This is a genomic window from Corallococcus sp. NCSPR001, assembly GCF_017309135.1.
Classification (GTDB): domain Bacteria; phylum Myxococcota; class Myxococcia; order Myxococcales; family Myxococcaceae; genus Corallococcus.
The window spans coordinates 250,312-265,641 of record NZ_JAFIMS010000002.1 but is presented as its reverse complement, the minus strand read 5'-3'; the positions used below and the strand labels follow the sequence as shown (position 1 = coordinate 265,641).

The 15,330-nt window shown below is 72.0% G+C and carries 10 protein-coding genes; 5 read left to right on the top strand and 5 right to left on the bottom strand.

All coding sequences use genetic code 11. The annotated features are described in order from the left end of the window. Nucleotides 1-69: 69 nt before the first annotated feature. From JYJ93_RS02935 to JYJ93_RS02925, 3 genes are read left to right on the top strand one after another with little or no spacing between them, the layout of a single operon-like run. Nucleotides 70-1,164: a glucose 1-dehydrogenase gene (locus JYJ93_RS02935; protein WP_206786413.1), complete on the top strand. Its 1,095-nt coding sequence runs from the start codon at nucleotides 70-72 to the stop codon at nucleotides 1,162-1,164. After that, nucleotides 1,161-3,014: a glycoside hydrolase family 15 protein gene (locus tag JYJ93_RS02930; protein ID WP_206786412.1), complete on the top strand. Its 1,854-nt coding sequence runs from the start codon at nucleotides 1,161-1,163 to the stop codon at nucleotides 3,012-3,014. Before JYJ93_RS02935 ends, JYJ93_RS02930 begins: the two co-directional genes overlap by 4 nt. 32 nt (nucleotides 3,015-3,046) lie before the next feature. Next, nucleotides 3,047-4,189 carry a phosphatase domain-containing protein gene (locus JYJ93_RS02925; protein WP_206786410.1) on the top strand — a complete coding sequence of 381 codons (1,143 nt, stop codon included), beginning with the start codon at nucleotides 3,047-3,049 and terminating at the stop codon, nucleotides 4,187-4,189. 28 nt (nucleotides 4,190-4,217) lie between these two features. Here JYJ93_RS02925 and ppk1 read toward each other — a convergent pair whose 3' ends face one another. Continuing rightward, entirely contained in the window at nucleotides 4,218-6,383 is a 2,166-nt protein-coding gene (gene ppk1, locus JYJ93_RS02920; protein WP_206786408.1) for a polyphosphate kinase 1, read from the bottom strand. A gap of 212 nt (nucleotides 6,384-6,595) precedes the next feature. Here ppk1 and JYJ93_RS02915 point away from each other — a divergent pair, with 212 nt between their 5' ends. Beyond that, nucleotides 6,596-7,096, top strand: coding sequence for a hypothetical protein (locus JYJ93_RS02915; protein ID WP_206786407.1), 501 nt, complete (start codon nucleotides 6,596-6,598; stop codon nucleotides 7,094-7,096). A gap of 13 nt (nucleotides 7,097-7,109) precedes the next feature. Here the strand turns inward: JYJ93_RS02915 and JYJ93_RS02910 are convergent, their stop codons facing one another. From JYJ93_RS02910 to JYJ93_RS02900, 3 genes are all read right to left on the bottom strand, one after another. Continuing rightward, nucleotides 7,110-8,300: a peptidylprolyl isomerase gene (locus JYJ93_RS02910; RefSeq protein ID WP_206786405.1), complete on the bottom strand. Its 1,191-nt coding sequence runs from the start codon at nucleotides 8,298-8,300 to the stop codon at nucleotides 7,110-7,112. 147 nt (nucleotides 8,301-8,447) lie between these two features. Beyond that, a complete protein-coding gene (locus tag JYJ93_RS02905) occupies nucleotides 8,448-9,461 on the bottom strand; it encodes a hypothetical protein (protein ID WP_206786403.1) in 1,014 nt (337 codons plus the stop codon). Between the two features lie 148 nt (nucleotides 9,462-9,609). Further along, the gene (locus JYJ93_RS02900; RefSeq protein WP_242543642.1) at nucleotides 9,610-11,775 is read right to left on the bottom strand and encodes a tryptophan synthase alpha chain; all 2,166 of its coding nucleotides are present in this window, start codon (nucleotides 11,773-11,775) and stop codon (nucleotides 9,610-9,612) included. A 270-nt stretch (nucleotides 11,776-12,045) separates the two neighbouring features. Between JYJ93_RS02900 and JYJ93_RS02895 the strand changes: the two genes are divergently transcribed. Then, nucleotides 12,046-14,316 (top strand): PAS domain-containing sensor histidine kinase, encoded by a 2,271-nt coding sequence (locus JYJ93_RS02895; protein WP_206786402.1) that lies wholly within the window; start codon nucleotides 12,046-12,048, stop codon nucleotides 14,314-14,316. 7 nt (nucleotides 14,317-14,323) lie between these two features. Here JYJ93_RS02895 and JYJ93_RS02890 read toward each other — a convergent pair whose 3' ends face one another. Beyond that, nucleotides 14,324-15,223, bottom strand: a complete 900-nt coding sequence (locus tag JYJ93_RS02890) for an MBL fold metallo-hydrolase (RefSeq protein WP_206786401.1) — start codon at nucleotides 15,221-15,223, stop codon at nucleotides 14,324-14,326. Nucleotides 15,224-15,330 lie beyond the last annotated feature (107 nt).

Here is a 15,330-nt window from a genome sequence, read left to right as displayed (position 1 = left end):
ATGGGGCCCAAGTCCGCACCCCTTGTCCTGGGACATTCAGCACTTCGCCCGGAAGGAGTCCTCCATCCCATGAAGGCCGTGGCCATCATGTTCCCCTCGCGCGAGGTGCGCGTCCTCGACGTTCCCGAACCGCGGCTGCACTCACCCACCCAGGTCAAGGTGCGCACGCTGGAGGTGGGCGTGTGCGGCACCGACCAGGACATCCTGAAGGGCCACCATGGCGCGGCGCCCAAGGGGGAGGACCACCTCATCCTGGGCCACGAGTGCCTGGGCGAGGTGATGGAGGTGGGCGCGCACGTGCAGGGCCTGAAGCCGGGGGACCTGGTGGTGCCCCGGGTGCGCAGGCCCTGTCCGCACGCGCACTGCCCCGCGTGCAGCCATGGCCACCCGGACTTCTGCGTGACGGGGGACTACACGGAGCGCGGCATCCAGGGCGCGCACGGCTTCTGCTCGGAGCACTTCGTGGAGGACGCGGCCTACCTGCACAAGGCGGAGGACTCCTTGCGCGGCGTGGCCGTGCTCACCGAGCCGCTCACCATCGCGGAGAAGGGCCTGCGCGAGCTTTCGCACATCCAGTCCCGCCTGCCGTGGAAGCCGAGCCCCGGCAAGGCGCTGGTGCTGGGCGCGGGGCCGGTGGCGCAGTTGGGGGCCATGGCGCTGATGCGCGCGGGCTTCGACGTGACGGTGTACTCGCGCAGCCCCAAGCCCAATGAGAAGGCCGTTGCATCCGAAGCGGTGGGCGCGCCGTACATCTCCAGCAAGGAGGTGACGGTGGAGGCGTTGAAGGAGCAGCTGGGCGGCGTGGGCGTCATCTACGAGGCGACGGGCGCGTCGCAGGTGGCCTTCGACTCGCTCCAGGTGCTGGAGGAGAACGGCGTGCTCATCTTCACCGGCGTGCCCGGACGCGAGGAGCCGCTGGAGCTGCAGGGCGACCAGGTGCTGGGGCGGTTGGTCCTGGGCAACCGGGTGATGTTCGGCACGGTGAACGCGTCGGACAGCGACTTCCGTGAGGCGCTGGAGGACCTGGCCCGCTTCCGCGCGAAGTGGCCGGGGAGGGTGGAGGCGCTCATCACCCAGCGCCACCCGCCGTCGGAGTTCGCCAAGGTGGTGGAGGCGAAGGGCGGCATCAAGCACGTCATCTCGTTCCAGGAGCATGCCCGGTGAATCCCCACCACGAGGACCTGAAGGGCGGCATCGCCATCGAGGACCACGGCATCATCGGCGACCTGCGCACGGTGGCGCTGGTGGGCAACGAGGGCACCATCGACTGGCTGTGCTATCCGCACTTCGACAGCCCCAGCATCTTCGCGGCGCTGCTGGACCCGGAGAAGGGCGGGTACTGGCGCGTGTCCCCGGAGCCGGACGGGGTGATGAAGCGGCAGTTCTACTGGCCGGACACCAACGTGCTGGTGACGCGCTTCTACACGCCGGACGGCGTGGGAGAGCTCATCGACCTGATGCCCCTGGGCAAGGGGGCGAGGGCGGAGGGGCGCGAGGTGCTGCGGCGCATCCGCGTGGTGCGCGGGGAGATGTCCTTCCGCATGGAGTGCTTCCCGGCGTTCAACTACGCGCGGGACGAGCACGAGACGCACGTGGTGAAGGGCGGCGCGGCCTTCGTCTCCAGGACGCTGAGCATGCAGCTGGTGACGCCCATCCCGCTGAAGCAGGAGAAGAACGGCGTCGTCGCGCACTTCACGCTGAAGGAGAGCCAGTCCGCGGTCTTCACCCTGCGCGAGGGCGGCGTGGAGGGCTGCCACCACCACCTGCACACGCACGACTCCGCGGAGAAGCTCTTCCGCGACACGGTGGACTACTGGCGCCACTGGGTGTCCAAGTGCAAGTACACGGGGCGGTGGCGGGAGATGGTGCAGCGCTCGGCGCTGGCCCTGAAGCTGATGACCTTCGAGCCGTCCGGGGCCATCATCGCGGCGCCCACGTGCAGCCTGCCGGAGTCTCCCGGCGGCACGCGCAACTGGGACTACCGCTTCTGCTGGCTGCGCGACGCGGCCTTCACCGTCTACGCGTTCATCCGCATCGGCTTCAACGAGGAGGCCGCCGCGTTCATGCGCTGGGTGGAGGCGCGCTGCGCGGAGAACGGGGACGGGCCGCTGCCCCTGATGTTCCGTCTGGACGGCACCCCGGTGCCGAAGGAGGAGGAGCTGACGCACCTGCGAGGCTATGGCGGCGCGAGCCCGGTGCGCATCGGCAACGCGGCGGCGCACCAGCTCCAACTGGACATCTACGGAGAGCTGATGGACTCCGTGTACCTGTCCAACAAGTACGCGGTGCCCATCTCGTATGACTTCTGGAGTCACCTGCGGCGGCTGGTGGATTGGGTGTGCGACCACTGGCAGCGCGAGGACGAGGGCATCTGGGAGATCCGCGGCTCGCGCCGGCACTTCGTCTATTCGAAGCTGATGTGCTGGGTGGCGGTGGACCGGGCCATCCGGCTCGCGGACAAGCGCAGCCTGCCGGCGGACCGGGCGAAGTGGCTGAAGACGCGCGACGCCATCTTCGAGGAGATCATGGACAAGGGCTGGTGCAAGGAGAAGGGCGCCTTCATCCAGGCCTATGGGCACGAGGCGCTGGACGCGGCGAACCTCCTGATGCCGCTGGTGTTCTTCCTGTCGCCGGTGGATCCGCGGATGCTCTCCACGCTGGACCTCATCCGCAAGGCGCCGCGGGACGGGGGCCTCACGTCGGACGGCCTGGTGTTCCGCTACGACACGGACACGAAGCTGGATGGGATTGAAGGCAGCGAAGGCACCTTCAACCTGTGCAGCTTCTGGCTGGTGGAGGCGATGACGCGCGCGAGCCCGGTGCGGCCGGACCTCTTGGACGAGGCGCGGCTCATCTTCGAGCGGATGCAGGGCTACGCGAACCACCTGGGGCTGTACGCGGAGCAGACGGGCATGTCCGGCGAGGCGATGGGCAATTTCCCGCAGGCGCTCACGCACCTGTCGCTCATCAGCGCCGCCTACAACCTGGACCGGACGTTGGGCCGCCACGATTGACGGAGGGGACGGTAGACTCGCGCGCACCCGCCATGCCCGACCTGTACCCGCTGCTGTTCCGTTTCGCCGTCAAGGCGGATGCCCACTACGACGTGTTGAGCCGCCGCGTGCGCAAGGGGCTGGGCATCGCCCCGCCGCTGCGCATCCTGCCGTACCGGGGCTACGGCACCCCGGAGCGCGTGGTCATCAAGGCGCGCGTGCTGGAGGAGCGCAAGGTGACGCCCCAGCGCCAGCGCCACACGCTGTGGAGCAGCGCCGTGGCCTCCTACAAGCGCTACATGACGCGTGAGATTTCCAGCGCGCACGTGGCGGTGCGCTGGGGGGACAAGCGCTGGGAGGGCGTGACGGACGAGGAGGGCTTCCTGGAGCTGTGGGTGCCGCCGCCGGAGGGCGTGCGCTCCGGCTGGCACATGGTGGAGCTGGAGCTGCTGTCCCCGGAGGCGGAAGGCGTGCCGCGCGTGTCCGCGCCGGTGCGGGTGGCGGGCACGAGCGCGGAGCTGGGCGTCATCAGCGACATCGACGACACGGTCATCGCCACGGGGGTGACGGATCCGCTCAAGCGCGCGTGGGCGCTGTTCCTCACGGAGCACCGGGGGCGGCTGCCCTTCCCGGGCGTGGACGCGTTCTACGCGGCGCTCCAGGCGGGCGCGAGCGGCACGGCGGACAACCCCATCTTCTACGTGTCCAGCAGCCCGTGGAACCTCTACGAGCACCTGGACGAGTTCCTCTCCATCCACCGCATCCCCATTGGCCCGCTGCTGTTGCGCGACTGGGGCCTGTCACGCCACGGCTTCGCGCCGGGCGGGGGGCACGGGCACAAGCTGGACAAGATTCGCGGCGTGCTGGAGACGCTGGCGCACCTGCCCTTCGTGCTGATTGGGGACAGCGGCCAGGAGGACGCGGAGCACTACCGCACCATCGTGCGCGAGTACCCGGGCCGCATCCGCTGCGTCTACATCCGCAACGTGCCGGGGGGCTCCAAGCGCGGCGAGGAGATGGAGGCCATCGCGAAGGACATCCGCGACGCGGGCAGTGAGCTGGTCGCCGTGGACGACACGGTGGCCGCCGCGAGGCACGCGGCGCGCGCCGGGTGGATCCGCTGGGAGGAGGTCCCGGAGGTGGAGGCCCACCGCCGAGAGGACGCCGCGCGCAGCGCCCTGGGCGAGCGGGGCTGAGGAGTTCCGGTGGGAGCCTCGGGGGGCCTCAGCCCACGGGGCGCCCGCTCTGCACATGCACCATGCGGATGGCGCGCTCCATGAGCTCCCCCTGGGCGGAGCGCCTTTCGCTGGGCGTGGCGGCGGTGCGCCGCCGCCACGTGCCGTCCGCGCCCAGCTCCCACGCGCCGCTGGTGTCCACCATGCAGCGCTCCACCACGTCCTTCACCTGCGCGGCCAGGGTGGGGTCCTCCACCGGCGCCAGGATTTCCACGCGGTGGTCCAGGTTGCGCGGCATCATGTCCGCGGACCCGATGTAGCACCGCGACGCCGCGCCCCGCTCGAAGGCGTAGATGCGCGGGTGCTCCAGGAAGCGGCCCAGGTTGGACACCACGCGGATGTGCTCGGACACGCCCGGCACTCCCGGCCGCAGGCAGCAGATGCCTCGCACGTTGAGGTCCACGCGGACGCCCGCGCGGGACGCGTCGTAGAGCGCGCGGATGATGCCCGGGTCCACCAGCGCGTTCATCTTCATCAGGATGCGCGCGGGCGCCTCTGGCGTGTGCGCCGCCTGGGTCTTCCTGATCTCCTCCAGCAGCCCCTCCCGCATGGTCAGCGGCGCCACCAGCAGCTTGCGGAAGGAGCGCGGCCGGCCGAAGCCGGTGAGGAAGTTGAAGACGTCCGCCACGTCCGCGCCAATCTCCGGATCCGTGGTGAACAAGCCCAGGTCCGTGTAGAGCCGCGCCGTCTTCGGGTTGTAGTTGCCCGTGCCGATGTGCACGTAGTGCCGCACCCGCTCGCCCTCGCGCCGCACGATGAGGATGGCCTTCGCGTGCGTCTTCAGGCTGGGAATCCCGTACACGACGTGCACGCCCGCCTCTTCCAGCGCGTTCGCCCAGCGGATGTTGGTGCGCTCGTCGAATCTCGCCTTCAGCTCCACCATGCACACGGCCTGCTTGCCGTGCTCCGTCGCGCGGATGAGCGCGGGCACCAGCGGGGAGCTGTCCGACGTGCGGTACACCGTCTGCTTCAGCGCCAGCACGTCCGGGTCCTCCACCGCCTCGCTCACGAAGCGCTCCACGGAGGTGGTGAAGGACTCGTAGGGGTGGTGCACCAGCAGGTCGCCCCGGCGCATGGCGGACATCACCGTGCCCCCGCCGTCCGCGGACTCGTTGTCCGTGCGCAGCCGGGCCTGCGTCACCGGCGTCCACGGCGGGTCGCGCTGCTCGGAGAAGCCCGGCGTCATCGCCAGCGACATCACGTCCGCCAGGTCCAGCAGGCCGTGCTCCTCGTACACCTGCCGGGGCTCCAGCGTCAGCGCCTCCACCAGCGGCTCCAGCAGCTTCGCGTTCATCCCCGCCTGGATTTCCAGGCGGATGACGTCCCCGAAGCGGCGCTGGCTGAGCTCCGTCTCCACCGCCTTGAGCAGGTCCTCCGCGTCCTCGGACACGGTGTAGTCCGCGTCGCGCGTCACGCGGAACAGGCTCCAGTTGAGGACCTCCATCCCGGGGAACAGGTCCCCCAGGTGCTGGGCGATGATCTCCTCCAGCGGCACGAAGAGCGCGCCCCCCTTGAGCGGCACGAAGCGGGGCAATATCTCCTTGGGCACCTTCACCCGCGCCACGCTCTCCTCCTCCGCCACCGGGTCGCGCAGCAGCACCGCGAGGCTCAGGGACAGGTTGGAGATGTACGGGAAGTGCCGCCCCAGCCCGATGGCCAGCGGCGTGAGGACGGGGAAGATCTGCTCGCGGAAGCGCTGCTCCACCTGCGCGCGCTGGTCCGCGTCCAGCTCCTTCATGGACAGGATGCGCAGGCCCTTCTCCGCCAGCGCGGGGCGCAGGACCTTCTCGAAGCAGTCCGCGTGGCGCCGGCCCTGCTCCAGGATGCCCGTGTGCAGCTTGTCCAGCGTGTCGCCCGGGGACGCGCCGTCCGGCACCAGGCGGCCCACGCGCGCGACGATCTGCTCGTGCAGCCGGGCCACGCGGATCATGAAGAACTCATCCAGGTTGCGCGCGTAGATGGAGATGAACTTCAGCCGCTCCATCAGCGGCACCTCCGGCGACTCGGACAGCTGCAGCACCCGGTCGTTGAAGGCCAGCCACGACAGCTCCCGGTTGAAGAACAGGTCGCTGTCCGGCACCTCCGTGCCCGGGGGGACGACGTCCCGGTCCACGGCCTTCTGGGCGGTGCCTTTCGCGGTGGCGCGCTTCGCCATGATGGGTGACTCCTCCTGGATGTGTCTCAGGGTGTGCCCTCTAGCAGTCCCGCACCGCGCCGATTGTGAACTCGCACGTCTGGCCCGGAACCGGACATCCGGGCGTATCCCACCCTGGACGACCCCGGCAGTGGCCGGCGAGGCGTACGGGCTGTGGACTCCCCGGCAGTCCCTCGCTTGAATCCGGCGCGCACTGACGGCATTCAAGAGGGGTGAGCACTCCCAATGCCTCCCTCCCGGTCACTTCGGACGGTGCCCCGGCGGACACCTCCCCGGACGCCCTGTTCACGGCCTTCCGCGAGGGGTCCAAGAAGAAGTCCCACCGCTTCACCTTCACCTGGTTCGTCGCCGCGGCGGTGCCGGTGGTGCTCGCCCTGGGCTTCGTCGGCCTCTGGCGTGCCAACGGAACGTCCTTCTCCGTCGTCACGCCGCACGGCATCAAGGTGCTGCGCGCGGGGATGACGACCCAGGAGGTGGGGGGCCTGCTGGGCCACCCGCTCACGCTCCAGAAGAAGGGCGACCAGGACTGCTACCGCTACGGCCGGCCCAACTTCATCAACGAGGTCTTCGTCGTGTACTCGGTCTGCTACGAGCAGGGGCAGGTGCGCGACGTGCTCACGCACCAGTACTCGGCCTGGCAGATAGACCCCGCGACGGGGGCCTTCATCGCGCCCGGGCAGGAGCCGCCCGCGCCCAAGAACCCGGCGGGGTAGCCGGGCCCGGCGCCTAGGCGAGCCCCGCCTCGGCGCCCTCGAAGGTCACCCGGGCCTGCGTCATCACGTGCTCCACGGCGAGCAGGTGCCACGCGACGTCCATCATCTGCGCGGAGGCGGACGGGTCCAGCATGGACTCGCGCAGCTGCGCCTCGGTGATGCCGAAGGGCTCCGAGGACTCCTTGAGCAGCTCCAGCGCGTACTGCGGCGTGAGCTGGAGCTTGTCCCGCTGCGCGATGGCGCGCAGCACCAGGGCAATCTTGAGGCGGCGCTCCACGTCGTCGCGGATGCCCGGGTGGTGCAGCCAGCCGTCCAGCGCCTCCTGCTGCTCCTCCAGGCTGAAGAACTTCCGCGCCAGGATTTCGCCCTCGGCCTGATGCCAGCGGCGGCGGATCTCCTCGTCCACCAGCGGCTTGGGCACGGAGACGTCGGAGCGGGCGACGATTTCGTCCAGCACGCGGTTGCGCGCGTCCACCCAGAGCATGTCGGCCATCTCGTTCTCCATCTCCTCCACGATGGAGCTCATGACCTCTTCGTGCGTGGAGCCGCGGCCCAGCTGCTGGAGGAACGCGTCCGACTCCGTGTCGGGCATGCGCACCTCGCGCGCGCCGCGCACGTCCACCAGGAAGCGCGCCGGCATGCCGCGCAGCTGCTCCGCCGGGTAGTTGTCCGGCAGCACCAGCCCCACCTCCACGCTGTCACCCACGCTGGCTTCCGCGATGACCTCCGCGAAGCCGGGCAGCATCACCTGGGGGGCCAGCTCCATCCAGTAGCCCAAGCGGGTGCTCAGCGGGATGAGGCGGCCGTTGGCGTAGCCCAGGATGTCCAGCCGCACGTCGTCGCCCATGGCCAGGGCCTCGCCTTCCGCGCGCTCGCGGACCTGCGCCTTCGCGCGGGCCAGCTCGTGGAAGCGCTCCAGCAGGTCCTCCTCCGTGAGGTCCTCGCCCTGGGGCACGCGGATGTTGAGGTTCTCCAGCGACGGGGCCTTCACTTGCGGCAGGTCCGCCTGGTGGCCCAGGCCGGGCGCCACGGGCAGCCGCTGCACCAGTTGGTGCACGGGGGCCTGCGGCGGGGCGGCGGGCGCTTCCGGGGGCTTGGGGCTGGCGGCGGCGGACTTCGCCGGCTTCGCCGGGGCGGAAGCAGCACCGGGCGCCTTGGCGGCGGGGGCGGACGGCTTCGCGGGAGGGTTCTTCTTCGTGGCCACCGGAGGGCCTCCTGGCAGGTAGCGACCGTGGTCCCAGAGGGGATTGAAACGTGCGCGTCTCACACGGCCACGGTTGCTACCAGAAAGGACCCCCCGGGGACATCCCCGGGCGTCATCCGCCCGGGGTGCCGCGGTACTTCAACGGCTCTACCCGAACAGGCCGCCGACGAAGCTGGAGACCGCGGAGACGGCGGCGCCCACCTGGCTGACCACCGGGATGTTGGTGGCGGCGGCGATGGAGCCCACGGCGGTGATGACGCCCGTGACCTTCGCGGTGGTGCTGGCGTTCGGGTCGCGCAGGGTGGAGACCGCGTTCGCCGTGTCGAAGGCGGCGATGGCGATGTTCGCGCCCGGGGCGAAGCGGCCGGCGGCCTTGGCCAGGGTGCCCCCGGCGGCCTTGGCGGCGGCGGTCGCGCCGGCCTTGGCGGCGGCCTTGCCACCCTCGGACAGCGCGGCCTTGGCGGCGGCGCGGGTCGCGGTGCCCGTGGCGGCCTTCAGGGCCACGCCGGACTCGCTGACGGCGGTCTTCAGGGCGGAGCGCACGCCGCTCTTGATGGCGGAGGAAGCGCCACCCTCGAAGGCGGCCTTGGCGGCGGCACCGGCGGCGGCGCGGGCCAGCTTGGGGCCGGCGCCCGGGACCGCGGCCTTGAAGGCGCCGCTGGCGGCCTTGTACGCGCTGCCGAACTTGTTCACGTCGCGGGCAATCTCCAGGCCGCCCTTGACGGTGCCGACCGCGGTCTTGCCGGCGGTGGCGACGGAGCCCAGCGCCTTGTTCCAGTCCTCGCTGCTGCCGGAGCGCACGGCGTTGCGCACGTCGGAGATGGCCGTGCCGGCCTGGCCCACCAGCTTCGCGGCGCTGGTGATGGTGCCGAAGGCCTTGCCCGCGATGCCCAGCTTGCCCTTGAGGTCGAGCTTGGTCTTCGGGTCCATGGCCTTGGAGACCATCTTGTCGACGTTGCCCTTCAACGTGGCCTTGAAGCCGTCCGTCTTCAGGCTCTTCACGTTGTCGAAGCCGTCCTTCACGGCCGTCTTCACCTTCGTGAAGGTGTCGTAGCCCTTCTTCGCCTGCGTCCCGATGTCCTTCGCCGCCTTGATGGGGTCCTGCTGCACGTGGCGGATGGTGTTGGAGACGGCACTGCGGGCGCGGTCGATGAAGCTCATGTGGGGCTCCCTCGTCGGAGTTCGAGGAAAGGATTTGGAAGGGCTGCGGACGTCTTGCGGGGATTATCGCGGAAGCCGTCGATCAGTTGCGTAGCACCTCACATGTAGTGAGAAGGTGGGTGTGTGACGCTGGTTGTGGCACGGTGCGTCAGTGGTCGGCCTTGGACGGGACCCACTCCGTGACGCGGAGGGTGTAGCGGATGGGGGTGTCCCGGTCCGGTCGGGCCATACCGTCCACCACCACCAGCACGGACTGCCCCTGGGCCAGGGTGAGCTTCAGGACCGGGGCGTCCTTTGTCGTAGGATGTGGGTTCGCGGCGCAGCCCAGCTCCGTGCCCCGGCAGCCGGTGAGGAGGTACAGGGCGTGGCCGCCCGCGTCCGGGTCGTCGCCGGGCGAGGTGTCGAAGACGAAGGTGCCGGCTTTCGGCGCCGTCCACAGGTGGGCGCGGTCCTGCTGGAGCAGCGCGCCGCAGGTGCCCTGGAAGCCGTCGCCGGAGAGGGCCGTCTCGCCCTGGAAGGTGAGGGGCAGGGCGCTGCCCAGGTCGTGGTGGGCGCAGCCCTGGCCCTTGCAGCGGGGCTCGTCGCGGCACTCGGTGTCCGCGCAGTCCACCCAGCGGTCCCCGTCGTTGTCCATGCCGTCGAAGCAGGCGCCGGCCTCGGTGGCGCGCAATTCGTCGATGTGCAGCTCGAAGGCGCCCTGCGTGAACGCCTCGCCGGCCACGGCGTCCACCGTCACCAGGACCCGCTGGCCCTGTGTCAGCGTCACCGCCACCCGGGACCCGCCGCCGTAGCTGATGCCGCCCGTGGCGCACGCCAGCTCCTCGCCGCCGCAGCCGTCCGCGTACACGGCGATGACGGACCGGATGGCCGAGCGGGCCGTGTCGAAGGTGAAGGTGCCCGCCCGGGGCGCCGTCCACAGGTAGCCCCGGTCCGGAGCGCCCGCGCCTCCGCACGAGGCGGCGTGGTCGTCCCGGGCCTCCACGGTGGAGCCCTTCAGCGACACCGGCAGCGCGCTGCCCAGGTCCCGGTCCACGCACACGGGCTCCGGGGGCGCGCAGACATGGGGCACGCCCGTGCCGCCGCAGGTCTCCGGCGCCGCGCACGTGCCGCACTCCAGCGTGCCGCCGCAGCCGTCCGAGACCTGGCCGCACGTCGCGCCCAGGAAGCCGCAGGTGGCCGGCCGGCATCCGGGCACCGCGCAGACGTTGGGGACGCCGCCCGCGCCGCAGGTGAGCCCCTCGCCGCACGCGCCGCACTCCAGCGTGCCGCCGCAGCCGTCCGAGACCTGGCCGCAGTTCTTGCCCAGGGCCTCGCAGGTGGACGGGGTGCACGCGGCCCTGCCGCAGACGTTGGGCGTGCCCGCGCCGCCGCAGCTCTCGGCACCGAGGCAGCCTCCGCACTCCAGCACCGCGCCGCAGCCGTCGGACACGCGGCCGCAGTTCGCGCCCAGGGCCGCGCAGGTCGTGGGCACGCAGGTGCCGGCGCCGCAGACGTTGGCCTCCCCCGCGCCGCCGCACGTCGCGTCGGCCTCGCAGGCGCCGCACTCCAGGACGCCGCCGCAGCCGTCCAGCACCTCGCCGCAGCCCTTCCCCAGCGCGGCGCAGGTGGCCGCATGGCACAGCGGGGCCGCGCAGACGTTGGCCACGCCGCTCGCGCCGCAGGTGAGCCCCTCTCCGCACGCGCCGCACTCCAGGACGCCGCCGCAGCCGTCGGACACGGCGCCGCAGTCCTTGCCCAGCGCCCCGCAGGTGGTGGGGACGCACGGCGCGCGGCCGCACACGTTGGCGGTGCCGCCTCCGCCGCACGTCTCGTCCGGCCCGCACGCGCCACAATCGAGCACCCCGCCGCAGCCGTCCGCGACCTGGCCGCAGTTCTTGCCCGCGGCCTCGCAGGTGGTGGGGACGCAGGCCGGCGGCCCGCAGGCGTTGGGCACGCCAGCGCCTCCGCAGACCTCCGGGGTCGCGCACGTGCCGCAGTCGAGCACGCCGCCGCAGCCGTCCGAGAGCGGCCCGCAGGTGGCGCCCCGCGCCTCACAGGTGCTGGGGACGCAGGGCCGGGGGCCGCAGACGTTGGGCACGCCGCCCCCGCCGCAGGCCTCGTCCTCGGAGCACTCGCCACAGTGGAGCGTGCCGCCGCACCCGTTGATGGCGTAGCCGCAGTCGAGCCCCTGGGACTCGCACGTCATGGGCACGCAGGTGGACGGGGGCCGCCAGGCCATCCTGGCGGAAGCCGTGTCCTCCGGCAGCGTCCGGCCGCACGCCGCCCACAGCCCCAGCAGCAGCACCCAGCCCGGCCAAACACCCGTCCGCCCCATGCCCCGTTCCCGCCGCCCGTGAAGGCCCCACCCGCCATGGGACCTGGGGGCAAGGGTGGGGAGCGGTCGGGTTCCCGCGAAGCGGCGGCAAGCCCCGGTGCGTCTCCAGCGGTCGGAAAGGCGTCACTGTCCCGCCCCGCCCGCCGGGAAGGCGCGCACTGGTGGACACCGGCCGGGCCAGGGAGGGGGCTGGGCGCGAGGGAGGGAGGGCCCCACCGTGAGGGGACGCGGAGGCGCGAATGGACACGTGCGTCCAGCGGGGAAGGACGCATGGCGGCAGGTCCCAGGCGGGCGCGGCAGGAGGAGGGGTGGGGGCTCGCGGCGAGCCTCCTGGTGGCGCTCGTCCTGCTGGTCCTGTCCGTGGTGGCGCTGCTGTTGACGCGCGCCTCCGTGCGGTCGCGGGTGATGGAGCGCTCGCTGGACCTGCAGGAGGTGGGGCTGTTGGGGCGGGCCTTCAGCGACAAGGTGTCCCTGGCCAACAGCGCGCTGCTGGCGGGCGGGCAGTCGCTCACCCGGGACACGGAGCAGCCACGGCGGCGCTTCCTGGACACGGCGGAGCGGCTGGCCGCGCGGCTGGACACTCCCGAGGACGAGGCGCTGGTGTGGGAGGTGCGCGCCGCGGAGCAGGCGCATGAAGCGGCCCTGCGCGCGCTCATGGACGCCCACACGCCCCAGGAGCAGAAGCTGGCGCGCGAGCGGCTCACCCGGGCCCACGGGCGGGTGCGCGAGGCGCAGGCCCGGCTGGAGCGCAAGGTGCAGGCGCGGCTGGCCATGGAGAACCAGTCCGCGGTGCGGGTGGACCGGTGGGAGACGGCGCTGTTGCTGCTGGCCTCCCTGCTGGGGCTGGCGATGGCGGGGCTGCTGGCGTGGGTGCTCCACCGCCGGCTCCACCCGCTGCGGCGCGAGGCGGCGGCCAGCGCGCACCGCTTCCAGGCGCTGGTGGAGGGCGTGCGCGACTACGCCCTGGTGCTGCTGGACACGCGCGGGCGGGTGGCCAGCTGGAACCCGGGCGCCGAGCGCATCAAGGGCTGGAGCGAGGCGGAGATCCAGGGCCGGCCCCACTCCGTCTTCTACACGTCCGAGGAGGCGGCGGCGGGCAGGCCGGAGCGGGACCTGTCCCGGGCGCTCCAGGAGGGGCGGCTGCGCACGGAGGGCTGGCGGCAGCGCAAGGACGGCTCGCGCTTCTGGGCGGAGGTGTCCATCACCGCGCTGCACGGCGAGGACGGCGAGCCCCAGGGCTTCTCCGTGGTGACGCGCGACATCACCGAGCAGCGGCGCCAGGAGCGGATGCAGGAGCTGCTCGCGGAGGCCGGCCGCGTCTTCCACCAGTCCCTGGACCCCGACCTGACGGCGGCTGAGGTGGCGCGGCTGCTGGTGCCGGAGGTGGCGGACGGCTGCATCCTCTACCTGCTCACGCCCGCGGGGGAGCTGCGGCCCCGCGCGGTGACGCACGTGCAGCCCGAACGCGAGGCGAGCCTGTGGGAGGCCCTGCGGCGGTTTCCGCCCCGCGCGGGCATGCCTCCGGTCGTCTGGGAGGTGATGCGCACCGGGCACTCGCGGATGGACGTGGAGGTGGCGGTGGACGACCTGGCGGCCTCCGCGGAGACGGACGAGCACAGGCTGCTCATCGAGCGCGTCGCCATCGGCTCCTCCATGGTGGTGCCCCTGCGCGCGGGCACCGACACGCTGGGCGCCTTCGTGCTGCTGACGGCCCGGGGCCACCGCCGCTTCACCCAGGCGGACCAGGTGCTGGTGGAGGAGCTGGCGGGCCGCGCGGCGCTGGCCCTGGAGAACACGCGGCTCCTGCGCGAGGCGCGCGAGGCGGTGGACCTCATCGCCGTCACCGCGCACGACCTGGGCAATCCCTTGCAAGCGCTCCAATTGCTGCTCAGCAAGGTGCAGCGCTCGCAGGGGGCCGGCCGCGACGAGGACGTGCGTCAGGGATTGGTGGTGGCGCGCGGGCAGGCGCAGCGGCTGGGCCAGCTGCTCCACAACCTGCTGGATTTGTCCCGGCTGTCATCCGGCAAGCGGCTCTTGGACGCGGCGCCCATGGACCTGGGGGAGCTGGCGCGCGAGGTGGTGGAGCGCTTCGCGGACGCCGCCGCGGAGGCGGGCTGCGACCTGCGGCTGCGGGTGGAGGAGGGGCAGGTGGGCCAGTGGGACCGCATCCGGCTGGACCGGGTGGTGACGAACCTCCTGTCCAACGCGCTGAAGTTCGGCCGGGGCCACCCGGTGACGGTGTCGGTCTGCGCGCTGGACGCGGACCACTCCCGGCTGCGGGTGCGCGACGAGGGCGTGGGCATCCCGCCGGAGGCCCAGCGCCGCGTCTTCGAGCGCTTCGAGCGGGAGCGCGCCGCGCGGACCAAGGCCGGCTACGGGCTGGGGCTCTACATCGCCCGACAGCTGGTGGAGGCGCACGGCGGCGTCATCCGCCTGGAGAGCGCGCCGGGGCGGGGCGCCACCTTCACCGTGGACCTGCCGCGCTTGCCCAGGCCCATGGAGGAGACGTCCGTGGCGGAGTCGCCTCCCATCCATCCGTGACGCGAAGCTAGAGGTGCAGCGAGGGCACGGGGGCGACGAGGCCGGGCTGGATGGGGAAGTCCGGGGGCAGCTTCTCGCGCTCCTCCAGCCGCTCGAACTCCAGCGAGTCGTGCGCGCAGAACACCGTCACCTGCTCACCGTGACGCTGCACCAGCTCGCGCAGCCGGCGCAGGTTGTACCAGCGCATCCACCCGTCCTTCTGCATCAGCTTCTGGTAGGCGCGCAGGCCGGCGGTGCACCGGTAGCGGTCCAGGTCCATCTCGCCGTGGTGGAAGTACGCGTCGCCCGCGTGCAGCAGCCACCCCTCCCCGGTGTCGATGGCCACGCCCGCGTGCCCCAGCGTGTGGCCCACGAGCGGCACCAGGAGAATCTCCGGCGGCAGCCCGGTGAGCTCGCGCACGCAGTCGAAGCCGAACCAGCCTTCGCCCCGGTTCGGGGCGTACGTCTCCCAGCGCGTCTCCTTGGACCACTGCTGCGGGCGGAAGCGCGCGCGGTCCAGCCAGGTCTTCTGCGCGGTGGCCACGCGGTACTCGTCCGCCAGCACGTGCACGCGCGCGTGGGGGAAGTCATCCAGGCCGCCTGCATGGTCGAAGTCCAGGTGCGTGAGGACGATGTCGCGCACGTCGCTGGCCTGGAAGCCCATGCGCTCCAACTGGCGGATGGCGGTGGACTCCTCCGCCAGGGCGGGGCGGCAGAGCACATCGCGGAACAGGCCGTTGAGCCGCACGCGCGGCGCGTACACGTCATGGAGGCCGAAGCCGGTGTCCACCAGCACCAGGCCGCGCGGCGTCTCCAACGCCAGACAGTGGCAGGTGAGCGCCGCCGGGCCGGTGAAGCCGCGCCGTCCGTCCATGAGCCGCCCGCCGGGCGGGCACATCGTGGTGCAGTTCAGGTGGTGGATGCGCATGGCGGCTCCCGCTCCTCATGAAAGGCGGCGGCCGTCCGGCGGCGGATGAACCGGCGCGGGAAACCCCCTTTCCGTTCGTTCAGGGCAAAAGTGCGCCGTGACCTCCC